The sequence below is a fragment of the Candidatus Palauibacter sp. genome (genome assembly GCF_965237495.1).
GTDB lineage: Bacteria > Gemmatimonadota > Gemmatimonadetes > Palauibacterales > Palauibacteraceae > Palauibacter.
Genome location: NZ_OZ250143.1, coordinates 2,719,731 through 2,744,236, shown reverse-complemented (window position 1 = coordinate 2,744,236; position 24,506 = coordinate 2,719,731). Strand labels below are relative to the sequence as shown.

General features: G+C 69.3%; 24 protein-coding genes. 11 read left to right on the top strand and 13 right to left on the bottom strand.

Annotated elements, in window-relative coordinates; genetic code table 11:
- Window positions 1-3: 3 nt before the first annotated feature.
- From ACPXY0_RS12020 to ACPXY0_RS12000, 5 genes are all read right to left on the bottom strand, one after another.
- Window positions 4-1,455 (bottom strand): efflux RND transporter periplasmic adaptor subunit, encoded by a 1,452-nt coding sequence (locus ACPXY0_RS12020; protein ID WP_423924853.1) that lies wholly within the window; start codon window positions 1,453-1,455, stop codon window positions 4-6.
- Between the two features lie 140 nt (window positions 1,456-1,595).
- A complete protein-coding gene (locus ACPXY0_RS12015) occupies window positions 1,596-2,954 on the bottom strand; it encodes a TolC family protein (protein WP_423924851.1) in 1,359 nt (452 codons plus the stop codon).
- 50 nt (window positions 2,955-3,004) lie between these two features.
- Window positions 3,005-3,478, bottom strand: a complete 474-nt coding sequence (locus ACPXY0_RS12010; protein ID WP_419940713.1) for a hypothetical protein — start codon at window positions 3,476-3,478, stop codon at window positions 3,005-3,007.
- A gap of 31 nt (window positions 3,479-3,509) precedes the next feature.
- Window positions 3,510-3,914, bottom strand: a complete 405-nt coding sequence (locus ACPXY0_RS12005; RefSeq protein ID WP_423924848.1) for a hypothetical protein — start codon at window positions 3,912-3,914, stop codon at window positions 3,510-3,512.
- The gene (locus tag ACPXY0_RS12000; RefSeq protein WP_423924846.1) at window positions 3,907-4,560 is read right to left on the bottom strand and encodes an RNA polymerase sigma factor; all 654 of its coding nucleotides are present in this window, start codon (window positions 4,558-4,560) and stop codon (window positions 3,907-3,909) included. The genes ACPXY0_RS12005 and ACPXY0_RS12000 overlap by 8 nt, the downstream gene beginning before the upstream one ends.
- A 65-nt stretch (window positions 4,561-4,625) precedes the next feature.
- On the opposite strand from ACPXY0_RS12000, the gene ACPXY0_RS11995 reads away from it, so the two are divergent.
- Genes ACPXY0_RS11995 through ACPXY0_RS11980 form a run of 4 tightly spaced genes read left to right on the top strand, consistent with a single transcriptional unit; the run spans window position 4,626 to window position 8,023 of the window.
- A complete protein-coding gene (locus ACPXY0_RS11995; protein WP_423924844.1) occupies window positions 4,626-5,210 on the top strand; it encodes a hypothetical protein in 585 nt (194 codons plus the stop codon).
- A gap of 20 nt (window positions 5,211-5,230) precedes the next feature.
- Window positions 5,231-5,980: an electron transfer flavoprotein subunit beta/FixA family protein gene (locus ACPXY0_RS11990; protein WP_423924842.1), complete on the top strand. Its 750-nt coding sequence runs from the start codon at window positions 5,231-5,233 to the stop codon at window positions 5,978-5,980.
- Complete coding sequence (locus tag ACPXY0_RS11985) at window positions 5,980-6,963, top strand: electron transfer flavoprotein subunit alpha/FixB family protein (protein WP_423924840.1); 984 nt, start codon at window positions 5,980-5,982, stop codon at window positions 6,961-6,963. Before ACPXY0_RS11990 ends, ACPXY0_RS11985 begins: the two co-directional genes overlap by 1 nt.
- A 19-nt stretch (window positions 6,964-6,982) precedes the next feature.
- Window positions 6,983-8,023, top strand: coding sequence for an XdhC family protein (locus tag ACPXY0_RS11980; protein WP_423924838.1), 1,041 nt, complete (start codon window positions 6,983-6,985; stop codon window positions 8,021-8,023).
- Window positions 8,024-8,062: 39 nt separating this feature from the next.
- On the opposite strand, the gene ACPXY0_RS11975 is transcribed toward ACPXY0_RS11980, so the two are convergent.
- A complete protein-coding gene (locus ACPXY0_RS11975; RefSeq protein WP_423924836.1) occupies window positions 8,063-9,205 on the bottom strand; it encodes an alanine racemase in 1,143 nt (380 codons plus the stop codon).
- A 167-nt stretch (window positions 9,206-9,372) separates the two neighbouring features.
- On the opposite strand from ACPXY0_RS11975, the gene ACPXY0_RS11970 reads away from it, so the two are divergent.
- From ACPXY0_RS11970 to ACPXY0_RS11955, 4 genes are all read left to right on the top strand, one after another.
- Window positions 9,373-9,921, top strand: a complete 549-nt coding sequence (locus tag ACPXY0_RS11970; RefSeq protein WP_423924834.1) for an RNA polymerase sigma factor — start codon at window positions 9,373-9,375, stop codon at window positions 9,919-9,921.
- Window positions 9,918-10,559, top strand: a complete 642-nt coding sequence (locus ACPXY0_RS11965; RefSeq protein WP_423924832.1) for a hypothetical protein — start codon at window positions 9,918-9,920, stop codon at window positions 10,557-10,559. Before ACPXY0_RS11970 ends, ACPXY0_RS11965 begins: the two co-directional genes overlap by 4 nt.
- A 6-nt stretch (window positions 10,560-10,565) precedes the next feature.
- Window positions 10,566-11,246, top strand: a complete 681-nt coding sequence (locus ACPXY0_RS11960) for a hypothetical protein (protein ID WP_423924830.1) — start codon at window positions 10,566-10,568, stop codon at window positions 11,244-11,246.
- A 96-nt stretch (window positions 11,247-11,342) separates the two neighbouring features.
- Window positions 11,343-12,410 (top strand): 3-oxoacyl-ACP synthase III family protein, encoded by a 1,068-nt coding sequence (locus tag ACPXY0_RS11955; RefSeq protein WP_423924828.1) that lies wholly within the window; start codon window positions 11,343-11,345, stop codon window positions 12,408-12,410.
- A 33-nt stretch (window positions 12,411-12,443) separates the two neighbouring features.
- Here ACPXY0_RS11955 and glp read toward each other — a convergent pair whose 3' ends face one another.
- Window positions 12,444-13,697 (bottom strand): gephyrin-like molybdotransferase Glp, encoded by a 1,254-nt coding sequence (gene glp, locus ACPXY0_RS11950; RefSeq protein WP_423924826.1) that lies wholly within the window; start codon window positions 13,695-13,697, stop codon window positions 12,444-12,446.
- 70 nt (window positions 13,698-13,767) lie between these two features.
- A complete protein-coding gene (locus ACPXY0_RS11945) occupies window positions 13,768-14,523 on the bottom strand; it encodes a hypothetical protein (protein WP_423924824.1) in 756 nt (251 codons plus the stop codon).
- A gap of 137 nt (window positions 14,524-14,660) precedes the next feature.
- On the opposite strand from ACPXY0_RS11945, the gene ACPXY0_RS11940 reads away from it, so the two are divergent.
- Entirely contained in the window at window positions 14,661-15,635 is a 975-nt protein-coding gene (locus tag ACPXY0_RS11940) for an SH3 domain-containing protein (protein WP_423924823.1), read from the top strand.
- A 78-nt stretch (window positions 15,636-15,713) separates the two neighbouring features.
- Here the strand turns inward: ACPXY0_RS11940 and ACPXY0_RS11935 are convergent, their stop codons facing one another.
- The 5 genes from ACPXY0_RS11935 to ACPXY0_RS11915 form a co-directional block, all read right to left on the bottom strand.
- Window positions 15,714-17,312 carry a hypothetical protein gene (locus ACPXY0_RS11935; RefSeq protein WP_423924821.1) on the bottom strand — a complete coding sequence of 533 codons (1,599 nt, stop codon included), beginning with the start codon at window positions 17,310-17,312 and terminating at the stop codon, window positions 15,714-15,716.
- Between the two features lie 118 nt (window positions 17,313-17,430).
- A complete protein-coding gene (locus ACPXY0_RS11930; protein WP_423924819.1) occupies window positions 17,431-17,844 on the bottom strand; it encodes a DUF3224 domain-containing protein in 414 nt (137 codons plus the stop codon).
- Between the two features lie 34 nt (window positions 17,845-17,878).
- Window positions 17,879-19,243, bottom strand: coding sequence for an aminotransferase class I/II-fold pyridoxal phosphate-dependent enzyme (locus ACPXY0_RS11925; RefSeq protein ID WP_423924817.1), 1,365 nt, complete (start codon window positions 19,241-19,243; stop codon window positions 17,879-17,881).
- 140 nt (window positions 19,244-19,383) lie between these two features.
- Window positions 19,384-19,944 carry a tetratricopeptide repeat protein gene (locus tag ACPXY0_RS11920; RefSeq protein ID WP_423924815.1) on the bottom strand — a complete coding sequence of 187 codons (561 nt, stop codon included), beginning with the start codon at window positions 19,942-19,944 and terminating at the stop codon, window positions 19,384-19,386.
- A 20-nt stretch (window positions 19,945-19,964) separates the two neighbouring features.
- Window positions 19,965-20,459 (bottom strand): YybH family protein, encoded by a 495-nt coding sequence (locus tag ACPXY0_RS11915; RefSeq protein ID WP_423924813.1) that lies wholly within the window; start codon window positions 20,457-20,459, stop codon window positions 19,965-19,967.
- A gap of 136 nt (window positions 20,460-20,595) precedes the next feature.
- Between ACPXY0_RS11915 and ACPXY0_RS11910 the strand changes: the two genes are divergently transcribed.
- Together ACPXY0_RS11910 and ACPXY0_RS11905 are read left to right on the top strand one after the other, a co-directional pair.
- On the top strand, window positions 20,596-21,825 hold the full coding sequence (locus ACPXY0_RS11910; RefSeq protein WP_423924811.1) for an STAS-like domain-containing protein: 1,230 nt from the start codon (window positions 20,596-20,598) through the stop codon (window positions 21,823-21,825).
- Window positions 21,826-21,945: 120 nt separating this feature from the next.
- Window positions 21,946-24,498 carry an alpha/beta hydrolase family protein gene (locus ACPXY0_RS11905; RefSeq protein WP_423924809.1) on the top strand — a complete coding sequence of 851 codons (2,553 nt, stop codon included), beginning with the start codon at window positions 21,946-21,948 and terminating at the stop codon, window positions 24,496-24,498.
- Window positions 24,499-24,506 lie beyond the last annotated feature (8 nt).

Sequence of the window (24,506 nt, the reverse complement as noted above, 5' to 3'; positions counted from 1 at the left end):
TCGTCACCTTCCGCCGACGCCCGGCAGCGCCGACCTGCTGCGGATCCGATTCAGGAACTCCTGCTGCTGGATGAGGGAGAGCGGAACCGCCACGATCTCCTCGCCCTCCTCGAGCCCCTGCACGATCTGTGTGTGGTCGAAGTCGCTGAGCCCGATCATGACGGCCTTGACGGTGAGGGCGCCCATCTCGTCGTACTTGAACACGAACGCGGGCCGCGGCTCATCCGGCCGTCGCCGGGGGCCGCCGGGCCCGCCGCCGCGGAACTGCTGCATCAGGCGGCCGCGCTCTTCCGCGGACAGGTTCTGGATCACCCGCATCCGCTCCCGCTGCGACATCGACTGGAACTCGGACATCGGCACGCCGCCGATCTCGGGTTCCTCCTCGGCCTCGCCGCCCTCCTCGGCCGTCGTTCCGTACGCCGTCTCCAAGGGCTCCGGCGGCCGATTCTGCTCGCGGAGATCGCTGATGAGGGCGTTCACATCGGCGTCGATCTCGAGGGCGCGGACGATCTGGGCGGCCTCCTGCTGGGACTTGATCCCACTGTTCGCGACGGCCAGCACGCCTTCCTGGCGCCCGATCACGACCTCGACATCCGCGTTCATCCCCGGCCGCAGCAGATCCTCATCGTTCGAGATCCGCGTCAACACCGCGAACATGGTCACGTTCTGCTCGACGACGGCTTGCGGCTCGATCTTGAGGACCGACCCCCGGAACGTCCGGCTGGGGTAGGCTTCCACCGTGATGTTGGCCGGGAGCCCCTGCTCGAGGCGCCCGATGTCCGTCTCATCCACGAGCGTGCGCACCTGCACCTCGTTGAGGTCGGCCATGCGCATGAGCACCGTGCCACCCGTCAGATCACGCGTCCCCGTGACGACCTGACCCTCTTCGAGCGTCCGTTCCACGATCGTCCCGGTGATCGGTGCCCGCAGCGTGACGTCGTCGAGCTTGTCCTCCGCGAGCTCGAGGTTCGTCCGGGCGCGCACGAGCGAGGCTCTCGCGGTGGCCGCCGAGAGCGTCGCGTTCTCGAGTTCCTCCGCCGTGACGATGTCCGAATCGTGCAGCGTCTCGATGCGTTCCAGCTGCAGCTGCGCGACCTCGTTCTGCGCCAGGGCCACGTCGAAGTCCGCTTCCGCCTGGGCGAACGCGTTGTTCACGTCGCGTGGATCGATCCGCACGAGGAGGGTTCCCTGGTCGACGTTATCGCCCAGTTCCACGGGCAGTTCGAGCACCTCACCGCCCGCCTGCGACTTGACCTCGATCACGCGGATCGGCTCGATCGTGCCCGTCGCCTCGACGCTCGACACGATGGTCTGGCGGGCCGCGGTCAGCGTCTGGAGCGTCTGCTCGGGCTCGTTGGCCTCGCCGATCGCGCAACCCGAGGCCACGACGGTCAGGGCGCCGAAGACCGCGGCAAGGGGCGCGGAGCGCCGGAAGCAGCGTTGCGTCATGGACATCGGGATCTCGTCTCGTGTCAGGTAAACTTCAAGACAATCCGGCGGCCGCGGGTGCCGACGAGCACGCTTGACACGACACCCGGAGCCACCGGGACGTTGAACAGTTCGGCCGTCTGCGGTCCGTTCGGCCGGACCGCTCGTTACGGCTGGTCGAGTCTCCGGCCGAGAAGGGCTTCGATCGCCGAGACCGCGACCTCATACTCGTAGCGCCGCGTGACGAGGTCGACCTCCGTCTGCGTGAGCGTGATCTGCGCGTCCTGCAGTTCGAGGATGGTGGCGAGACCGAGCCGGTACCGTGCCTGGACCACCCGCAGGCTCTCCTCGCTGAGTTCGACGTTCTGTACCGCGAGGTCCACGCCCGCGAGGGCGGACTGGGCTGTCGCGTACACCGCGTCGAGTTGCGAACTCAGGTTGAGCCGGGCCGCCCGCTCCGACTGTTGGGCCTGGTCCGCCTGCGACCGGGCCCGGAACACCTGAGTCTCGCGCTGGAAGCCGTTGAAGAGCGGGTAGGAGCCGCTCAACGAGAACTGCCACGATCGGTTGCTCGGGGGGAACTCCTGATTCGACCACCCCCAGCCGCCGCCCAGCATGATCGAGGGCAGGTAGCTGGAGCGCGCGCTCGATACCGACGCCTCGGCGGCCTCGACGGCCGCGGAGGCGGCCTGCAGGGCGGGCGCCGTCACATCCGCCATCGCGAACAGTTCGTCGCGCGTGTAGGGGATCGGCGTCACGGCGAGTTCCGCCTCGGCGGTCGGTCCGATCAGCGTCTCCGACCCCACGACCGCCGTGAGCCGGAAGGTCGTCGTGCGCACGTCGTTCTCCGCGTTGAGGAGCGCGAGTCGCGCGTTGTTGAGATCAACCTGAGAGCGAAGGGAGTCCGAGCGCGTCGCCCGCCCCAGTTCCAGCTGCTGCCGCACGAATTCGAGCTGGTCGGCCGCCCGCTGGACGCGGCGTTCCTCGACCGCGACGAGTTCACGCGCGGCCACGGTCGCCGCGTACTCCTGCTTCACCTGCTGTATGACTTGAAACTCGGCCTCGCGGTAGCGGGCGTTCTGCTCGACGACGCCGAGCCGCGCGCCCTTGAGGTCCGTGAAACGGCTCCAGCCGTTGAACAGGTTGTAGGAGGCGTTGAGCCGCGTGGAGTAGCTCGTCGCCACGATCCCCTCGCCGAGCGGATCCAAGCGGCCCGTGGACGAATTCTGATAGCCGAAGCTCATGTTGAGCGACGGCAGCAACGAACCAAAGGCGCTCAGCCGGTTGTGCTCCGCCATCTCGATCGACGAGTAGGCCTGAAGCAGCGTGGGGTTGCGGCGGAGCGCGATCTCCACGGCCTCGTCGACCGTGACCGCGCGGATGTTGTCGGTCGCCTGTACCTGCGCGACGGCCGTCCCGGTTGGCATGGCCGAGGCGAACAGAATCCCCGGCAGGAGGGCGAACCCCCATCGACGAAGACCGGCGCAGCGCCGGCCTTCGGGTCCCGATCTATGTGGAGTCGTCATCGTTTCCCTTGCCCCAGGAGGGGCTGGTTTCTTGCTGTGTCCGTCGTCTCTCAGGTGTCCGAATCCGGGTCGTTATCCGGGTCGTTTCCGTTCCGCCCATCCGGCTCTCGTTCCCGTCCACCGCCGTGGCGCTGCCGCAGCAGCTCCCGGTACCCCTCGACCTGTTCGTCGGTCAGCACCGCTTCGATCTCCGTACGGACCGAATCCATCAGCGCGCGGTACCGCGGGCGGACTTCCTGCTGCAGCATCCTCGCACCCCCCCGGAAATGGTCCAGGTAAGCCTCGATCTGCGCCCGCTGATCGGCCGTGAGGCCGAGTTCATCCGCGAAGGCCTCGATCGTCGTCTGCCGTCCGCGCCGCTCTCCGTCACGTTCCTCCGACTCGGAAGTAGCGGTGTCCGCCCGCTCAGCGGCCGCGGCTCCGCCAGTGAAGAGATCGAGCCGGTCGACCGCGACACCGACCACGGCGCCCGCCGCGAAGATGACGCCAAGCAGCAGCATCGCCCGGAATCTTGAAGTGTCCATACGTACCCGGCCGTAATCGCGTTTCAGCGTGCTAGGGGTTGATGAGCGCAGCCGTGAGCACCGCGTCCCGGCTCGGCTCTACGAGGTCGATCAGCAGCGCGGGCGGCGCCTCTGCGTCCGGCGCGAGCGAGCGCACCAGCCCGACCGACTCCGCCTCCGCTTCTGCGACGACCGCCGGTGCGGCCGGTCCCGAGACGCGATAGGCCAGCACCCCGGCGGCGACCAGCAGGCCCGCCGCGATCGGCGTCAGAGCCGCCGACCAACTGGCGGTGATGTCGATCCAGGAGAGAGGCCGCCGCTCCAGCAGAGCTTCGGCCGCCGCCATCACGTTCCGGCGCAGCCGGCGCCGCGTGAGTTGGTCCGGCCGCAGCGGCTCGAGGTATTCGGGCCAGGTGGGTCGTCGCCCGCCGGATCGCCCGTGATTCGTGCTACTCATCTTCTGCTCCTTCGGTAGGAGACGCACTCTCGCCCACAATTCGGCGCAGCGCGTGCCTCCCGTGATGAAGGTTCGCCCTCGACGTGCCCACCGCGATCCCGAGGATCCCGGCGATTTCGGCGTGATCGTATCCCTCCAGGTCGTACATCATGACCGCCGTCCGCTGCCGCTCCGGAAGCCGTTCCAGCGCCTCGAGCACTCGGCCCCGGGCGTGATTTCGTTCGAACTCCCGGTGCGGATCGTCCCGCGACGCCGCGGTGTCCGTGAGTTCCGAGTGCGTCCGCAGCATCTCGCGCCGCCGGAGGTTAAGACACGTACTCCGCAGCACACGATAGAACCACGGGCCGAAGCGACTCCCCGGCCGCAACTGCCCGATTCTCTCCAGCGCGCGGATGAACGCGGCCTGCACCGCGTCTTCCGCGTCCTGTTCCTGACGCAGGATCGAAAGCGCCACGGCGTACGCCGTGTCCGCATACCGCGTCACGAACCGCGAGAACGCCTCCACATCGCCCGCCTGCACGGCCTCCACGAGGCCGGGCTCGTCCGCCCCGGGGTCCGTCTGCTCATCGGGCCCGGAGCCGGAGCGGGTCGCGGCGGCCGGTCGCTGTGTCCGCGTTCGCGTGTCCTCCGACAAAGGCGTCACCATCGCTTGGGTAACACTCCCTCGATACCGGCCGTTGCAACCGTCCTCCGCATCGTCCGGCGCGGCGCTTGTTCCTTCACCGTGGCCATCGCATCTTCGGCCGCGTGAACAACGCAACGCAAGCCCGAACCTCGCCCGAGGATCCAGGGGACGACGCCCTCACCCTGGCCGGCCGGACCCTCGTCCGGGAACGCATCCGCGGGATTCGCAAAGTCGTCGGCCGAAGGCTCGGGCCGGGCGACCTCGTCCTGCGAAGAACGGCCCCCGAGGTGCGCCGGCATCTGTTCGAAGAAGCTTGCGAACTGTACTGGAACGAGATGAGCTGGGAGGAGATCACCGAGGAGGAACTCGTCGGAGACGAGGAACTCACCGAAATGATCTTTCCCGGACTGCTCGCACTCATCGACGCCTTCCTTCCGAGGGCCCCGAACGGAGAACCGGATCGCGACCGTGAACGCCGCGACGTGGCGCACGACTTCCTCGACTGGCTGGGTACGCGGCTCGTGAAGCTCCGCGAGGCGCGGCCGGAGTCGGAGCACGAACGGGCCAGGATCCGGCGCCAGCGGGACGTCACCGACGCCCTCGTCGACATCATCGCGTTTCGCGTCTGTTCCCTCCGCAACGAAGAAATCGAAGCCTACCAGAGCGCCTGACGCGAAACGACAGAGACGCGATGAACACGATCGTCTGCATGAAGCGCGTCCCGGATTCGGCGACCCGGGTGCGCGTGACCCCGGATGGGACGGGGCTGGACCCGGCCGGCGTCAAATACGTCGTGAACCCCTACGATGAGTTCGCGCTCGAGGATGCCATCCGTCGCAGGGAAGAGGCGGGGGAGGGCAGGGTGACCGTCATCGCGCTCGGGCCGCCGCAGAGCGCCGAGTCGATCCGACAGGCGCTCGCCATGGGAGCCGATGAAGGGGTGCTCCTCACCTGCGAGGGCTCGCACGACGCGCTGCCGGTGGCGTGCGCGCTGGCGGACGAGATCCGCGGCCGCGAGTACGATCTGGTCCTGTTCGGGAAGCAGGCGATCGATGACGACAACATGCAGGTCCCCCAGATGGTGGCCGAATTCCTCGAACTCCCGTGCGCGACCGTCGTCGTCGGTCTCGAGATCGAGGGACGGGAGGCGAGGGCCCGCCGCGAGGTCGAGGGCGGACACGAGGTGCTCGAGTTCACGCTGCCCGCCGTCGTGTCGACGCAGAAGGGGCTGAACGAGCCGCGCTATCCGAGCCTCAAGGGGATCATGGCGGCGAAGCGGAAGCCGCTCGAGGAGCGGGAGGTCACGCTCTGCGCGCCCACGATCGACTTCGTGCGTCTGGAGGAGCCGCCGGCCCCGGCGGCCGGCCGCATCGTGGGCGAAGGGGCGGGCGCGGTGCCCGAACTGGTGCGCGCGCTGCGCGAGGAAGCCGGGGTGCTCTGATGTCGGATGTGCTTGCCTACGCCGAGATCCGGGAAGGGTCGGCCGGACGCCCGTCGCAGGAGGCGGTGGCGCTGGCGCGCAGGCTCGCCGACGAACTCGGCGGCGAAGCGCACGCGGTCGCTCTCGGCCCCGAGGGCACGGAGGCGGCGGCGGCGGCGCTCGCCGGCCTGGGCGCCGACCGCATCTTCGTCGGGGAATCGGACGATCTCGCGCTCTGCCAGCCGGATGTCGCCGCGAAGGTCGTGGCCCGCCTCGTGGAGGCCGGGGACTACGGGGCGGTCATCTTCGCCGCCACCGCCCAGGGAAAGGACATCGCTCCACGGGTCGGCGCCCGCCTCGGGCGGGGGGTCGCGTCGGAGGTCATCGACTGCCGGCTGGAAGATGGCGAGATCGTCGTCCGGCGCCCGATGTACGCGGGGAAGGCGATCGCCACCCTCAGGTTCGGCGAGGGACCGGGCGTGATGACGATTCGGGCCAACGTCTTCGCCCCCGCCGAACAGGCCGCGGCGGGGGAGATCTCCACGCTCGATCTCGGCGGGATCGAGGGGCGCGTGCGCACCGTCGCCGCCGAACAGGGCGATCGAGACCGCCTCGATGTGAGCGAAGCGACGATCATCGTTTCGGGCGGGCGCGGCATGCAGGGCCCCGAGAACTGGCCGCTCCTCGAGGGACTCGTGGACGCGCTGGGCGACGAGGCGGCGCTCGGCGCCAGCCGGGCCGTCGTGGACGCGGGGTGGCGGCCGCACGGCGAGCAGGTGGGGCAGACCGGGAAGACCGTCTCCCCCGATCTCTATTTCGCGGTCGGGATCAGCGGGGCGATCCAGCACCTGGCGGGCATGCGCACCGCGAAGATCATCGTCGCGATCAATCGCGATGCCGACGCCCCCATCTTCGGCGTGGCGGACTACGGATTGGTGGGCGACGTGTTCGAGGTCCTGCCCGCGCTCACCGAGGCGGTTCGCGAGGTCCGTCAGGGCGGGTAGCCACCCGCCTTCGGTCGTCATGAGTCTACGGGACGTACGCGAGGACATCACGCGCTGGGCCGGGCGGGGCGATCCGATCGCCATCGCGACGCTGATCGCGGTGCGCCGGTCGGCCCCGCGGCCACCGGGCGCGCGGTTCGCCATCTCCGGGACCGGGGAACTCGCCGGCTCGATCTCCAGCGGCTGTGTCGAGGGCGACCTTCACGAACGGCTCACCGCGCTGCTGGGCGGCGGCGCGCCGGCCACCGTCACCTACGGGATCACCGACGAGATGGCCGCGGGCGTCGGCCTCTCCTGCGGCGGGGAGATCGACGTGCTCCTCGACCCGTACGATCCCGGTGACCCCGTCTGGCACCGGCTGTGGCAGCTCCAGGAGGCCGGCGCGCCAAGCGTCCTCCTCACCGGCGCCGCGGCATCGACGCGCTCGCGGCACCTCCTCCTCGAGGCCGACCGGTCGCTGGGAACGCTGGGATCCGCGGAGTTCGACCGACGGGCCCGCTCCCGCGTCAACGAATGGCTCGACCGGTCGGACGCGCAGGTCGTCGAACTCGTGCGCGGCGACCCGGAGAGCGCCGTCTTCGTGGAGTCCTTCGTCCCGCCGCCGCGCCTCGTCATCGTGGGGGCGACGCCCATCGCTCACGCGCTCTGCGCCATGGCCGCCCGAACCGGCTTCGAGGTCCTGGTCGTCGACCCGCGTGAGGCGTTCCTGCGGCCGGAGCGCTTCCCCGGGGCCGCCGCGCTCGACGCCCGCTGGCCGGACGAGGCGCTGGAGGCGCTCGATCTCGATCCCCGCACGAGCGTCGTCACCCTCACGCACGACGACAAGCTGGACGAACCCGCGCTCGAGAGCGCGCTCGCCTCGCGCTGCGGCTACGTCGGTCTGCTCGGGGGACGACGGACGCAGCGCAAGCGCCGGGAAGCGCTGCGCGCGAGGGGGCTGGACGAGGCCACGTGCGACCGCATACATGGCCCCGTGGGGCTGGACATCGGCGCCCGCACACCCGAGCAGATCGCGGTCTCGATCCTCGCGCAGCTCATCGCGCTCGGCCGCGCGCCCTGACCCGGACCGCCATCCACCCGCGATCCCGGCCCGACTCGCTCAGTCGCGCGTTCGCCTGATCTTCCAGCGGTCGACCACCCGACGCCCGCGCACAACATCGAGGTGATCGAATTGCGCGACGGTCAGGCAGGCGTGATTCGGCAGCACCCGGATCTTCTCCCCCACCGCGGACCGGCCGGAGATGCGCCCGTGTTCCTGGCTCACCGACGCCACGCGGTCGTCCCCGAGTTCGCCTCCCGCGAGGTCGAGAAAGAGCCGCCCGTAGTGCGGCGGGTCGTCGGGTCCGAGATCCTTCGAGAGCGCGAGCGCCCCGCAGTCGGCGATCGCTCCGCTCGATCCGTCCCCGGCGGAGACGACGGTCGACAGTACCGTGACCGCGCAGTCCCGCACCGAGCACGAGCCCAGGCGCGTCTGCGAATAGTCGTAGAGGGCGTAGTTGCCCGGCCGCGCCTCGTCGACCCCCGCCAGCGTCTCGACCCGGCTCATCCCGGGCGTGGATCCGAGCGACAGCGTGCCGGGTTCGATCCCCGCCGCGCGGAGTGCCCGCCCCGCGTCGACCATGGCTTGCCGCTCCTCTTCCGCCACCGCCGCGATCGCGGCGGGTGAGTCCGCCGCGTACGTGTGGCCCGCGTGGGTCAGGCAACCGCGCAGCGTGAGCCTGTCCGCGCGCGCGATCCGTGCCGCCACCTCCACGACCCGGTCGCTGCCGTGGGGGACTCCCGAACGGCCGTAGCCGCAGTCGATCTCGAGCCAGACGGAGAAGCGCGCGGCGGCCGTCTCGAGCGCGGCCACCGCCGCGTGCGAGTCCACCGTGACGCCCAGTTCGATCTCACGGGAGAGTTCCGCCGCCTCGCCGACCCGGGACAGGTTGAGCGGGAAGGCCCAGAGGATGTCGTCGAACCCCGCCTCCGCGAAGACCCGGGCCTCCGCCAGCGTGGACACGGTGATTCCCCTCGCCCCCCCGGCGCGCTGCCGTTCGGCGATCTCCGCGCACTTGTGCGTCTTCACATGGGGGCGAAGCCGGACGCCGAGTGCGTCCGCGCGCTCCTGCATGACCCGGAGATTGTTCTCGAGAACATCGAGATCGAGGACGAGCGCCGGGGTGGGGAGACCGGACAGATCCGGTGCCGCCCGCGTCGCGGCATCGCGGCTCTCGTGGGTCGCATGGTTCCCGGCGTTCACGCGCGCAAGGTAGTTGGGGAACCCCGCTTCCGCTAAGTTCTCGCTGCAGGTTCGGGGTCTCGAGGGGACGCCGCCCCGGGGCCGATGATCGAAGCGAGTGACCGTAACGCGGTAGAGGTCGTCTTATTCCCGAAGAGAAGATCTTTCGGGTCGGGTCGGAGGGTCGGATGGTCCGCGAGGAGCCGAGCGACGCGGAAACGGTGTCGGCCGTGCTGGCAGGCGACCGCGAGGCCTACGGGATTCTCGTCCGGCGGTACAAGGATGTGTTGTACCGCTACGCGGAGCGGATGACCGGCCGTGCGGACGACGCCGCGGATGTCGTGCAGCGCACTTTCATCCGGGGCTTCCGTCGGCTCGACAGGTGCCGGGATCCGGAGCGCGTGGGAGGATGGCTGTTTCGAATCACCGTGAACCTGTGCAAGGATCAGTTGAAGGGTCGGGCGAAGAGGGAAGTCTCCCTGGAAGCGGTCGGTCCCCTGACCGCGACGCGGGGTCTCCCGGAGGCGAGAGCCGAACGGGCGGAGATCCGGGAACAGATCTACCGGGCGTTGCAGTCGCTGAGCGATGAACAGCGCGAAGCCTTCGTCCTGAAGCACGTCGAGGGCTGGTCGTACGAGGAGATGGCTGAGAAACTGGAAGTCTCCGTGTCCGCGCTGAAGATGCGCGTGCACCGGGCGCGGGATCAGTTACAGGTGCTGTTAGAGGATTACCGATGAGAGACGATCTGAATCTGTATCTGGACGGGGAAATCGACCGTTCGGAACTCCCGCCCGATGTTGCGCGGGAGGCCGAGCGCTGGGACCTCTTCCTCTCGGACGTCCGCGATTGGGTAGTTGAAGGTGCCCCGGTCGGGCTCGAGTCGAGGGTGCTCGACGCGATCCGGGCCGAGGACCGGCGTCCCTGGTCCGGCCTCGTCGACTGGTGGGTCCATCCCCGTTCCGTACGGGTGCGACCGTGGCTCGGGCTCGCGGCTGCCGCCGCGCTGGCCACCTTCCTGTTCCTGCCGCGCGAAAACGTGCTCTCGGAGCCCGCGGGCGCGGCCGCGACGCTCGTCAGCGAAGAGGTGCACTACGTGCAGTTCCGCCTCGAGGCGCCGGGGGCGACGTCCGTTTACGTGGCCGGTGATTTCAACGATTGGCAGCCCGAGATCGCGCTGGCCGACCCCTATGGGACCGGCGTGTGGTCCGGCCGCGTCCGGCTTCCGCCGGGGGTGCACAAGTACATGTTCCTCGTGGACGGCGAGACCTGGATGACCGATCCACACGCGGAACGCTATGTGGAAGACGGATACGGCAACCAGAACGCCGTCATCGCCATCACGGGCGGCGCGGGCGCCCGCTCGCTGGCTCCCTAGCAGCTTGTGGCCAGGGCCCTGCTCCTCGTCGCGGCGCTGCTGGTGGCGGGCCCGCTGGCGGGGCAGGACGCGCGAGCCCGCTTCAGCCAGCACCTCGGCGCGGTCTACGCGGCCCGTACCCTCTCCGTCATCGAGGCCGGCGTGCGCGACGGGCTCCCCCGCGGCCTCCTCATCGACAAGGCGATGGAGGGCGTCGCCAAGCGGATGGCCCCGGAGGTCGTCCTCGCCGCGGTGGACACCTTCGCCGAAGAACTACGGGCCGCGGCGGCGGTCGTGGGTCCCGGCGCCGAGCCGATCGCGCTCGAGAAGGCGGCCGATGCGATGCGCCGCGGCGTGGCGCGCGGGCTCCTGACCACGCTCGTGCGCGATCGGTCGGGCGACTTCGCGATCGTCGTCGTCTCGCTCGAGGAACTGCTCGATGCCGGCGTCGAACTGGGGCTGGCCGAGGACCTGGTCCGTTACGCCGTGTCGGAGGAACTGGACAGCGACGCGGTGCTCCGCCTGCCTGCCAGCGTGAAGCTCCTCGTGCGGGAATGCGGCGACGGGCAGCCGGCGGAGTGCTGGTCCCGCGCGGCCGCCCGGGAGTGCGCACGGGCGCTGCCGGCCCGCCGCTGTCCGACGGAAGCCCTGAGCGAAGCCGCCCGCTCCGCGGCCGAACGATTCCTCATGGCCGCTTCCGTCTCCTAGCAGCCCCTGGCGGCGGGCTGGCAACGCTCCCCGTCCCCGCCGTATACTCTCGGACTCTCCAATCCAATTCTCCCATCCACCGGGGAAGGAACGCCCTTGGCAGCCAGAGTGACTGCCGCAGTGACGGGGACCGGGAGCTACCTGCCGCCCGATGCCGTGGACAACTTCCAGCTCTTCGAGATGGGCACCCTGCGCGCGTCGTTCGACGTCGAGCAGGCCCGGTCCGCGCTCCGGGGCGTCAAAGGGGCCAGCGGGCTCTCGGCTCCCGAGGTGTTCGATCGGTGGGCCCGGCAGGTGACCGGCATCCGGTCGCGCCGGTGGATCCCACCGCAGAGCGACCTGACGACGGAGGACATGTGCGCCCGCGCCGGGCTCGCCGCGCTGGAGGCGGCCGGACGCGAGCCCGACGAGATCGACCTGCTGTACGTCGCGACCGTGTCGCCGTTCGACGAGGTGCCGAACATGGCGTGCACGGTGGCGACGAAGATGGGGAACCCGCAGTTGGGCGGGTTCACGATCAACGCGGCCTGTGCGGGCTTCGTGTACGGCATCGGCACGGGCTGGTCGGCCATCGTGAGCGGAATGGCGGAGCGGGTTATCGTCATTTCGGGCGATGCCCTCACCCGCCTCGTGAACTACACCGACGTCAGGACCGCGGTGCTCTTCGGCGACGGGGCGGGGGCCGCCGTGCTCGAGCGTTGTGAAGGCGACCGGGGTGTGCTCGGGCCGCCGGCCGCAGCCGGAGAGTTCACCCGCGATCCGCTCTACCTCGCGGGGCAGGGCTGGCGGAGGGACGGTGACCGGATCCCGATCCTTCACATGGAAGGCGGCCCTCGCATCGTGCGAAACGCGATCATCAAGATGGCCGAAATCGGCGAGCGGGCGCTCGAGAAGGCGGGTCTGGGCTGGTCGGACGTCGACTTCGTGATTCCGCACCAGGCGAACATGCGGATCACCCGCGGGCTCGAGCAGAAGCTGGAACTCACGAAGGGGCGCGTCGTGCACAACATTGCCGACTACGGCAACATGTCGGCTTCGACGGTGGCCATCGCGCTCGACGAGGTTCTCCGCGGGAAGCACGGGCCCGTGCCCGATCCGGCCACGATTCTGCTCACGTCGATCGGCGGAGGCTACACGATGGCGGCGGCGGTCATCCGGGTCTGACCCGGCGCCCCGACGGCCCGGCCACAAACCGCCTCAGCCGGGCGGACTCGCCCACTCCCGCAGGGGGATCACCAGCGCCCGCTCGCCCGCTCGGACCACGTCGGTGCCGAGCGGCAGCTCGAGCAACCCATCGGCCAGCATCGAAACGAGGTTGCCCGAGCCCTGCGGTCCGCTCGGGCGAGCGACGAGGTCTCCGGAGCGGGTCGTCTCGACGAGCACGCGCAGGAACGAGACCACATCTCTCGGGCCGCGGACGTCCCGCGCCGCGACGCACGCGATCGGCCGGCGGCAGGGCCGCGCGAACCCGGCCATCTTCCGCACGGCCGGACGCACCAGCGTCTCGAAGGTGACGAGCGCGGAGGCCGGGTTGCCCGGGACCCCCCAGAAGGGCCGCCCGCCCAGCGTACCGAAGACCGTCGCGCTGCCGGGCCGCATCCGGAGGCGCCAGAACGAGCGATCAAAGCCCAGTTCGTCGAGCACCTGCTTCACGTAATCGTGTTCGCCGACGCTCACTCCCGCGGCGGAGACGATCCCGTCGCAATCGCCGGCCCGCTCCAGGCATCGCCGCAGGTCAGCCGGATCGTCGCGCGCGATGCCGAGTGATACCGGTTCGGCCCCCGAGGCTGCGAGTTGGGCCGCCAGCGCGTAGCTGTTCGAGTTCAGGATCCTGCGGCTGGCGAGTACCTCCTCGAATTCGTCCAGGTCCGCCAGTTCGTCTCCGTTGGCGAGCACCGCGACGCGAGGGCGGCGCCCCACTTCAACCTCTCGAAGGCCGGCCGTGGCCAGCAGCGCGAGCGCCGCCGGTCCGACCTCTTCGCCCCGATCCACGAGCGTGTCGCCCGCCTCCACATCCTCACCGAGCAAGCGGATGTGCCGCGCAGCGTCCGCGTCGTCGAAGATCCGCACGCTCCGTCCGGGGCCTCCATCCGTGTGCTCGACACGAACCACGCCCGTCGCGTCCGCGGGGACCGGTGCGCCCGTCATCACCCGCGCGGCCGAGCCGGGCTCGAGCGGCCCTCGAGGGAAGGCCCCGGCCGGGATATCGTCGGAGATGGGGAGGACGACCGGCCGCTCCGGGCTCGCGCCCTGGACATCGTCCGATCGCACGGCGAAGCCGTCCATGGCGCTGTTGTCCCACGGAGGATGCGCGACGAGGGCGGAGACGCGACGGCCGAGCGCGCGGCCCAACGCATCGGGCAGCGCCACGCGCTCGGTCCCGAGGGGCGAGACGGCCGCGAGGACGCGACCACGCGCCTCTTCGAACGAGATCCAGTCCGCGTCGCTCATGCTCGCCCGCTCCCGGGTCCGACGCGTCTCGACGGCGGGTGCCTTCCCGCCGGGCCTCGGCGCCAGAAGGTTAGAAGTAGTACCAGATGGAGATGCCGAACTCCGGGTTGTGGCCCCACACCGTCCCCTCCGGTGCGGGGGCGCCCGACGCCTCGAACAGATCGAGGGTCGCGGGGAAGAGATACCCGTCCGGGGCGGTGACGCGGACGAGGTAGTCCCGGATCTCGAACCCGATGCCGATCTTCTCCGAGGGAAAGATCTCGAACCCGAGCCCGACGTAGATGTGGGGCGCCGTGGAGATGTCGTAGCGGAACGGCTCGAGTGCCTGATCGGCGAGGGCCTCCGAAGCGCCCTCGTTGATGCCGAACACGAACCCCCCTCCGATCATCCCGTAGGGGTGGATGCCGTTCCAGGTCCGTGCTCCGGTGAGGCCGATCTGCGCCCCGGCGTCGGCCCGCAGCCACCCCGCTGCGACCGTGTCCACGATCGCGGGCCCGCCCTCCCCGCTGACGTCCAGTGTCCAGCGGCTCGCGGTGCCGTAGGTGGCGCCGAGTTCGAGCGACAGGGGGCTCGACGCCCGCACGCGCATCTTGGCGCCGGCCACGCTCGTCGGCCCCTGGCCGAACTCGAGCCGGCCCCGGTTCGCCGCGTGGTATCCCCCGAACAGGCCGACGCGGAAGCCCTTCTCGCGCCAGCGGAACGGCGAGTCGATGCGTTCGGCCTGAGCTTCGAGGGCCGCGGGGTAGGACGCGAGCGCTGCCAGGCCGATGACGACGAGGCTCGCGACCGGGCGGCTGCGCCGGCGGAGGTTCAATCTGTTTGACACTGGTTTGACGCGGCTTCCATATATTCGACGAGCAGGTTCCTGAATCAGAGAGATCTCGATCTCACGACGGGGTCGCGGCGCGGAGAATGTAGGTGGCGGACGGGGTCCTTACCAGAAAAACGTCTCGTTGCAATCGCTTGCGGCCGGGAATCCTCCTCCCGGCGGCGCTGCTCTGCCTCCCGTTTCAGATGTCCGGGCAGGTGCGTGAGGTTGTCATCGAGGGCGAGACCTTCCGGAAGACGGCCGACGGCCTGCGGCTCGCCGAGCTGAATCGGGGCACGCGGGTCGTGGTCCGCCGCACCGACGGGTCCTGGGCGGAAGTCGACATCGAAGGCTGGGTTCCATCCGCCGCGATCGCCGCGTCCACGCGCGAGGGTCACAACGGGCTCATCGCCACGCGGGGCGGCGAACCGCTCAGGGACGAGCCTTCCGGGCCCGTGACCGGGCTGCTTCTCGAGGGGTTCCTGGTGGACCGGGTGGAAGACCGGGAGGAGTGGAGCCGCGTCCGTCGAACGGGCTGGGTGCGGGACGCCGCGCTCGGGGCGCCGGCGACATCCTTCGCTCCGCCGGAGAGCGAGGTCGGCCGACCGCCTCCGCTCGTCGCCCCGGGGAGCGAAATCACGGCGGGCGAGGCCGCGCTCGTCCTGTACGCGGCGCCGGAGGGGCGGACGATCGTGACGGTGGAGACGGGGACTCCCGTCACGGTCGTCGAGCGCCGGAGCGGCTGGACGCGGGTGCGCGTCGAAGGCTGGGCCCGCTCCGAGCAGCTTGCGACCGCGGATCCGGACTCGGTCGTGGCCGGGGTCTCGGCCGCCGCCCTGCGCGCGAACCCGGATGACTACGCGGGAGCGAGGCTCCGGTGGGCGGTCCAGTTCCTGTCTCTGGAGCGGGCCGAGCCCGAGCGGATCGATTTCTACGAGGGGGAACCGTTCCTGCTCGCGAGGGCGCCCGATCCGGGGGATGGTCTCGTCTATGTGGCGGTCCCCGCGGAACTCCTGGCGGCGGCCGAGGACCTCCGGCCCCTGCGGACCCTCGACATCCTGGTACAGGTCAGGACGGGCCGTTCGGCCCTGATGGGCGTCCCGGTGCTGGATCTGCTCGCGATCTTCTGATAGACGCGGCCCCGGGACGCGCAGCTGCCGCTCGCGCCCCGGGGCCCAGTCTTCGCCGTCGCCGGCGGCGGGGAGCGACTAGCGGTTGCCCTCGTTCATGGACTGGGTCAGGTAATCCTCCGCCTCCTGCACACCGGCGTGGCCCCGGCCCCGCCACAGATCGGCGACCTTCGCATAGGCTTCGGCGGCCATCGCCGCATCACCGTTGGCGGCGTGCGCCCGGGCCAGGCCGAGCAGGGAACGCGGGCGATTGGGCATGCGCTGCAGCGACATCTCGAACTTCTCGATCGCCTTGTCGGGCATGTCGAGGTCGAGGAGCAGCTCGCCGTAGAGTTCATGCAACGGCTTGACCGGGCTCGCCGAGCCCCGCGGCGGCGCCATGGTCATCACCTCGGCTTCGGCTTCATCCATGAGGCCGGTCGCCACGTCCGGGTGGCCCATGGCGGCGTGGCGAAGCGCCCCGATCTGCTTGTGCATGACGTGCGTGTAGCCGCTGCCGTCCGACAGCTCGCCCAGCGCGGCTTCCGCCTCGGCGACGATCAACTGGTCACCCGTGCGGGCGGCGCTTAGCCCGGTCGCCAGGAGTTCGTGCGCCGGCGAGTCCTCCGTGATCGGCTGCACCTCCCACGCCTCCGTGTCGACGATGTAGCGTGCCTTGAGCAGCGAGACCGCGCCCTGCGCTCGCGCGATCCCGGCCGCGCCCCGCGCCCCGCTTGCCGTCCCGAACCCCTCGTTGTCGACCATGTCGCCGAGACGGTCCATCCAGAGCTGCGCCTTCTCGAAATCACCGCGCTGCAGATCGCCGTACTGGCCCCAGTCGAGCGCGTGCACGGCATCACCCACCGGGTCGCCCGGCTGCCACAACTCCTGCGCGACGCCATAGGCCGAATGGTTGTTGCCGGACACGCGATCCCACATCCCGTGCTGGATGAAGATGTGCGTCGGCATGTGGCGCGCGTGCGAGACGGCGGGTGCGATGTCCGCGAAGGCATAGGCGGCGTCGAGCGCCAGCGGCGCCATGATCGGGTTGTCGAACGAGTGGATCGTGTAGTGTGCCGCGCCCGGGTGCATCGGATGCTGGTTGAACAGCTTGAGCCCTATCGTCCCCGCCATGACGTTCCAGCGCTGGCTCAGATCGCGCGTCGCCGCGGTCGCCCCGAGCAGGGACAGCGCGTAGAAGGCCGCGATCTCCGAGTCCTCGGGATAGGCTTCGTACAGATCGCGCATCGCTTCCATGTACCCGACGCGGCGCTCCGTGTGGTCCGCCTCGCCCCACAGGATCTCGACGGCTCCCAGGAAGCCCTTCTCGCGCTCCGTCGGCGCCTTGGCGGCGCGCTCGGCCAGCGTCGCGCCCAGTCTCTGGAGCGCCTTGCGCGGATCCGTCGCGTCCATCTGCGAGACGAGCGGGTGGTTGTACGCCAGTGACTCGCCCCAGTAGGCCATCGCGAAGTCGGGATCCAGCTCCTGCGCCGCGTGGAACTCCGCACGGGCCTGCTTCCATCCGAAGCTGTGCAGGATCGCCACGCCGCGGAGAAAGTGCTGCTGCGCCTCGCCGGTGGCGGAGGTCGGGAAGTCGATCGACCCGACCTCGTCGAACTGCGCTTCGACACTCCCGGGAACGATCGAGAGCGTCGCGGCGAGGAGGAACGCCGTCAGGACCATGGACCATCTTTTCATCGTACTATCCCTCTCAGGAGAAACACCGGCGCACCTGGACCGGCATGGTAGTTACGGTGCCAAAACCCGGAGCGGTCGGCAAGGCGTCGCGCCTGCCGCGTGGCGCTCGACATGGCGCTCATCCGTCCGGGAGTTCGTAGTCGATCGTCAGGGTGTGGGCGCCTTCGCCGTCGACCGAGATCTCGACCGAGCCCGTCAGCCCCTTCAGATCTCCGGTTCCGGAGCCGGGAACGACGTGCCCGCCCGTCTGTTCGCGCCCGTCCGCGCTGAGGCCCCAGTGCTGCATCACGAACGTGCCCTGTTTCCCGGCGAGCGACCCCCGTACGACTTCGCTGGCGATGTAGCCCGCGCCCGCCGAGATGTCGCTCGTGTCGGCCTGGCACATCATGAGCCGGGCCTCGCTCTCGGCGACCAGGTCCCCGCCGAACTGCTTGCGGACCACCGCACTCGAGAGAGTGGGGCCTCCGGCGGCCGACTCGGGTTCGCCCTGGTCCCATCCCGTGACGTCGAACGAGGCGACGGCGCGCGTCATGTCAGGCGTCCGAATCCGTCTATGGTGCCGCCGTCTACAGCGCCGCGATGGCGCCGGACAGGTTGTCGAGGGCGCGCTGCACGAGTTGCCGCGAGGTCGCGATGTTCATCCGCATGTGCCCCTCGCCGCCGGTCCCGTAGCTGGGCCCGTTGTTGAGATAGATGCGTGCGTTCTCGGCCAGCCAGCGCTGGAGGATCGTCTCGGGCTCGACCGGCTGCGCGGCGGTGCGGTTCTCGTAGTCCGCCTGCCCCTGCGCGTCGATGCGGTCCATCAGCCCGCTCATGTCGAGCCACGCGAGGAAGGTGCCCTGCGCCTTCGTGTACTCCACGCCGGGGATCTTCTCGCCGATGTAGGACTCGGTGAAGTCGTGGTTGCCGTCGAGGTAGACGAGGAGCTGGTCCAGCCATGCCTCGCCTTCGTTGTTGGCGGCGCGGGCGGCGACCATCCCGATCGTGCTCAGATCCGCTCGCGTGTACGGGCGCAGGCGCTCCATGAAGTCGGGGTTGGTCGAGAAGTACCAGGCGACCTTGTTGGCGGCGAGGCTGAACGTCTTGCTGTTGGACTTGAAGGTCACGCTGTTGTCGGCGATCTTCCGGTCGAGGCTGGCGAACGGCGTGTATTCCTGTCCCTTCATCACGAAATCACAGTGGATTTCGTCAGAGAGCACCGGCACGCGGTGCTCGAGACAGATCTCGCCCATCCGCGTCATGTCCTCCGCCGACCAGCAGTTCCCGGTCGGGTTCTGGGGATTGCAGAGGATGAAGGCGTGCACCCGCTGCACCCGGCGCTCGAAGTCGTCCCAGTCGATCTCGTAGCGGCCGTCGACGACCTTCATCTCGCTGTCTTCGGCGATCGTCCGCGTGAAGCGCAGGTCGGAGTAGAAGCCGTTGTAGGTGGGGGTCGTCATCAGGACCCGGCTGCCGGGAGGGGCGAAGGTGTGAAGTCCGGCGATGATCCCGGGGTGGACGCCCGACGTCCAGACGATCGTCGAAGGGTCGATGTCGAGGTCGTAGCGGCGCTGGTTCCAGTCCACGACGGCGTCCGTGAACGAACTGTCGCGGTGCTGGTAGCCCCAGTTCTCATGGCCGCAGCGTTCGGCGATCGCCTGAGTGATGCAGGGCGCGGCGCGGAAGTCCATGTCGGCGATGCCCATGCCGACCTCGATCTCCGGTCCGAACTGCTCGATCGCGCGGTCCCACTTGACGCAGTCGCTCCCGCGGCGGTCGTAGATCTCATCGAAGTCGAAGTCCTCGCGGCCGGCGCCGAACCCGGGTGCGGCCGCCCGGGTCGCGGCCACCTCGCTCGCCAGCGCCGAGCGCGCGCCGACGGCGCCCAGCACGGCGGTGGCTCCGGTGCTCCTCAGAAACGCCCGACGGTTCAGCCCGTGATTCCGCAGCATTGGCGAGTCCTCCTTCGGCATTCCCGGATGGCGGATTGCGCCCGCCGTGCGACCCCTTGTTCCGAATCAGGGTGGTCCAAACGTGCCGATCTGGCAAGACGGCGGGGGAGCCGACGGAGGGGGGCGGACGCCGGCGTGCCTCAGCGGAGCCCCTCGAGGTGGGCCGAGCTTTCCGATACGCCGCCTTCGATGCCGGCCTCGCGGTACAGCTCGCGGGCCTCCCGCCACAGCGCCCGGGCTTCCTCGCGCTCGTCGCGCGTCTCCCTGAGGATGGCCATACGTCGGACCGCATTGGCGACGTCGAGCATCGGGGGTGACGGGTGCGCCCGGTAAAGGGCCAGCGCCTCCGCGTAGCACAGCTCCGCCTCGCCCAGGTCGCCCAGCTCGCGCAGGACATCGCCGAGGTGACGTACGGTGTGGGCGAGCACGAACGGGTCGTCCCCCCGCCGGCAGAGGGGGACCGCCTCCCGGTAGAGCCGGAGGGCGATGTCGCGCCGTCCCCGGTCGCGTTCGACGTTCGCCCGGCCGTGCAGGGCGCGGGCGAGGGCGATGGGCTCATCGTGGGCGCGTGCAAGCGCGACGGCCGTCTTCATGTGCCGCATCGCCTCGCCGGGACGGCGCGTTCGCCGTGCGGCCATCCCCCGCTGGACCAGCGACTCGACGGCTTCCCGGGGACCATCGATCGCTTCGGTAGCGACCATGTCTAGCGGCTCGCCACGGGTTACCACCCCTCGCGGGACACGGGCGCCGAAGAGTGGCCGTTGAGGATCCGCCACCCACCGGTTTCGTGCGCCCACAGCATCGTCACGGCCCCGCCGAAACTGAATTCGAACCCGCCGTCGCTCGAAAAAGTGCTCTCGAACAGGGCGTGAACGAGGGCGAGTCCCGGCCCCAGCGCCTCGATCTCCGTGTCCCGGTACGTCGTCTCCGTGCGCATCCCCGGCGGAAATTCGGCGAGGGCCGCGCGCACGTCGGCGGACGTCGGGTAGCGCAACTCCCCGTTCTCATGGAAGCGGAACGCCGGCGACTCCGAATAGAAGTCACCGACGGCTTCCCAGTCCGCCGCCGCCCCGAGGTCCCGGAAACGATCCAGCGCGGCCGCCACGCTGTCCCGGATTGCCGAGGCATGCGTTTCAGTGAGCGACGCAGCCTCCGGCCGGCACCCGAGGCACAACCAGACGCCGAGAGATGCGCAGAGCTTCACCAGGTTCTTCATGTCCGTCCTATCATGGTTCGACCAAGCAGGTTGACCCGGGCGCAGGTAATCCCAAAATTCGCAGCCGGTTCCAATCCGCCACAGGGTTGACCGTCCATCCTCCCACATTGGTGCCATGAACCCGAGCAGTCTACAGGTGGATCGTGACGACGGTCGGGTTCGGATCGCGGGCGACCTGAACCTGGGTTCGTTCCGGCGCGTTCTCGCGGCGGTACACCAGGTTACGAGCGACAAGGGGTTCACGGACATCACGCTGGATTTTTCCGGGACGACCAGCGCTTTCCCCGGTCCGATGCTCGCCGTGTTGGCGACGTGTGCCCGCCTGCGGGACGAACAGGACGTGAATTTCTCTCTGATTCGCCCGACGGATCGTCGCTTGCGACGGCTGTTCTTCAACGCCAACTGGGCGCACATGGCGGCTCCGCAGAAGTTTGAGAGATCGACGTGGGAACCGACCCACGTCATGCCGGCGCGGCGGTTTACCTCGCCTGCCGAGCAGGACGACATCGTGAACCGAATCGTTGATGCGGTGCTCTCCTCTCCCGCGGACCTGACGCGTCCGAATCTGGCAGCGTTCGAGTGGACGGTGAACGAGATCACCGACAACGTGCTTCAGCATGCCGACTCGGCGCAGGGCGGAGTTGTGCAGCTGAGTCAGTACCCCAAGAAGCAGCAGGTGGAGTTCGTTGTCGCCGATGCGGGGCAAGGAATCCCCGAAACCATGAGGACGACGAGGGCCGGAATGTCCGACGCGGAGGCTCTCAACCTCTCCATCGAGCGCGGCATCACCAGAGACAAGGATCTCGGGCAGGGGAACGGCCTGTTCGGCACGCATCAGGTGTCACGGGTGGGTACCGGGCGCTTCGCGATCCACTCCGGTTACGCGAGTATCGGCTCCGATTTCGGCACCCGTGAGGAGACGATCCTCGTCGTCGGCACGCTCGTGGTTGTCCGGCTGGACTACTCGGATCCGGAAGCGCTATGGCGCGCTCTTGGGGCAGGTGATCGGCTGGACACAGGCGATTATGTGGAGAATCGCTACGAAGACAAGACAGACGACGTGCTCAACTTCGTCGTGAGGCACGAAGCCGGTTCGGTCGGGTCGAGGTCCGCCGGGAGACTGGCCCGGGCCAAGCTCGAGAACCTCATGTCGATGTACCCTGGATACCCGGCCAACGTCGATTTCGACGGCATATCCGTGGTCTCGAGCAGCTTCGCCGATGAGTTCCTGGGCAAACTCTTCGTACGAATAGGGGCCCTACGATTCATGAGCGCGATCCGCTTGCGAAAGGTCGGCCCCTCGGTCCAGTCCGTGCTGGACCGAGCGATTCTTCAGCGGGTCCAGCAAGAAGCGGAAGACAACTGACACCTGGCGGTTCGTCCGCAGCGTAGAAGAATCCAACCTTTGGGGTGCCGCTTGCGAAGCGTCATCGGGGTGGTCCAGCTTGGATACTCAGGCCTCCCACTCCGCCCCAGGAGCCATAGCATGAGGGTCTTCCGCCGTCTTCGTTCCGTCCTGCCGGCGCTGTTGCTGCTGGCGATCCCGGTTTCAACGGCGTCGCCGCTCGCCGCCCAGAATGCGTCCGACGAGGCGCCGGAACTGGACATCCCGTCCGCGTACATCCTCCCGGGCCAGACCGTCCAGGATCTGTTCGCGACCGACCCCAACTACGCCACCCTGGACCACATCAGTCCGGACGGCGACCACTTCGTCGTCCCGCTCTCGACGGAGCTGTCGACGCTGGCGGAGGTGGGGGAGGAGACGCTGCGCCTCGGGATGCTGGAGATCCGGGCGCGCACCGACCGGCCATGGCACCTCGACATCTACGGCCTGTACGGCTTCCGCTTCTACTCCCTGAGCGCGCGCGCCTTCACCGACGTACAGCTGCCCGAGGGCATCCATGTGAGCGACCTCATGTGGTCGCCGGACGGCTCCCGGCTCGCCTTCCTCGCGCACCTTGAGGAACGCACCGAAGTCTGGATCGCCGACACGAGCGACGGCAGCGTGACGCCGGCCGGCGACGCGCGGGTGATCGCGACGATCGGGACTTCGTCACGGGGACAGGGATCGGCGCCTTCGAGCATGCTGCAGTGGACGCCGTCGGGCTCGATCCTCACGCTCGCGGCGCCGGCGGACCGCGGACCCCCGCCTCCGCCTCCCGCGCTGCCCTCGGGCCCGACCATCCGCCACACGCGCGCGACGGCCACGCCGACCCGCACGTTGCCCTTCCTGCTCGAGGACGCGCATGGTGCCGATCTGTTCGAGCACTACACGCGGAGCCAGATCGCGGAGCTGGCGCCCGGCCGGCCCGCGCGCGCGATTGGCGAGCCGGGCATGTACGAGTCGCTGTCGCTGAGTCCCGATGGACGTCACGTGATGGCGGTGCGCCTGGCGCGCCCCTTCTCCTACATCGCGAGCTACACCGGATTCCCGCGCGTGACCGAGGTGCTGGAGGTGGAGAGCGGAGAAGTGCTCGCCACGCTCGAGGCGCGCGAACTGCGCGAAGGCTCCGGCGGCGGCGGGCCGGACAACGACCCGCGAGACCGGGCGTGGCGTCCGGACGGGAGCGGGATCTCCTACCTGCAGCGCGCGGAAGCCGAGGAGGGGGAGGACGAGGAGACGGAGGACGACCGTCCCGACCGCATCATGCTGCTGCGCGCCCCGTTCGGCGATGGAGACGCGGAGGTGGTCGCGACGAGCGACGATCGGATCTCGGCCGTCACCTATTCCGCGGACGGCGGCCACGCCTTCGCCGCGGTGCGCCGGGACGGCGAGGCCGCGCTGATGCACTACGCGCTGGGGGACGGCGACGCGGAGGGAAGCGTCCTCGTCCCGTTCCACGACCCCGGCGACGCGGTCGAGCTTCCGGGCGACCTCCTCACGGCCCGGACCGGGAACGGGATCGAGTACGCGTGGATGTCTTCCGGCGGGGAGAGCGCGTATCTGCGCGGCGACGGTCTGAAGGAGGACTTCCGGCCGCAGCCCTTCGTCGACCGCCTGTCGATCGCGGACGGGGCCATCGAGCGGCTGTTCGAGGGTTCGCGCGACAGCTTCGACCAGCCGCTGGTGCCGCTCGACGCCGATCTGGAGCGCATGATCGTGAGCCGGGAGGGGAAGAACACCTTCCCGGACAGCTACATGTGGACCCGGGACGGCGGGATGGATAATCTGACGCGGAACGTGGATCCGTTCCCTCAGTTGACCGCCGCGCGCCGCATCGACTTCGAGTTCACCCGCCGCGACGGCCTGGAGATCCAGGGGCGGGTGTCGCTCCCGATCGACTACGTCGAAGGCACTCGGGTGCCCGCCATCTTCTGGACCTATCCGCGCGAGTACCGGAGCGAGGACGACTTCGACAACGCGACGATCCGCGCCCGCAATCACAACGCGTACACGAACCTGACGTGGCTGCGCTGGTCCGACATCTGGCTGACCCAGGGGTACGCGCTGGTCTATCCGGACATCCCGATCGTGGGGGAGAACTACAACGACTACTACATCGCGAACATGGTCGACGGGATGTACGCCGCGATCCGCGCCGTCAACGGCCTCGGCGTGGTCGACATGGATCGGATCGGGCACGGGGGCCACAGCTACGGCGCCTTCGCGACCGCGAACTTCCTCGCGCACACCCCCTTCTTCAAGGCGGGGATCGCGGGGGACGGCGCCTACAACCGGTCGCTCACGCCGATGGGGTTCCAGGCCGAGCCGCGCGACATCTGGGCGGCGCCGCACGTGTACATGGAGATGTCCCCGTTTTTCAAGGCGGACCAGATCAACACGCCGCTCCTCATGTACCACGGGGCGGATGACAACAACTCGGGCACGTATCCCATACAGTCGAGGCGAATGATCCAGGCCCTTACCGGGCTCGGGAAGACCGCCGCCCTGTTCGAGTATCCGTTCGAGTCGCACACGCCGCGCGCGATCGAGAACAACCTCGACATGTGGGCGCGCTGGATCGACTGGTTCGACCGCTACGTGAAGGGGGCAGGCCCCGAACCCCGCGCCACGTCGGAGGGGGATTCGAGGCCGTAGCGCGCGGG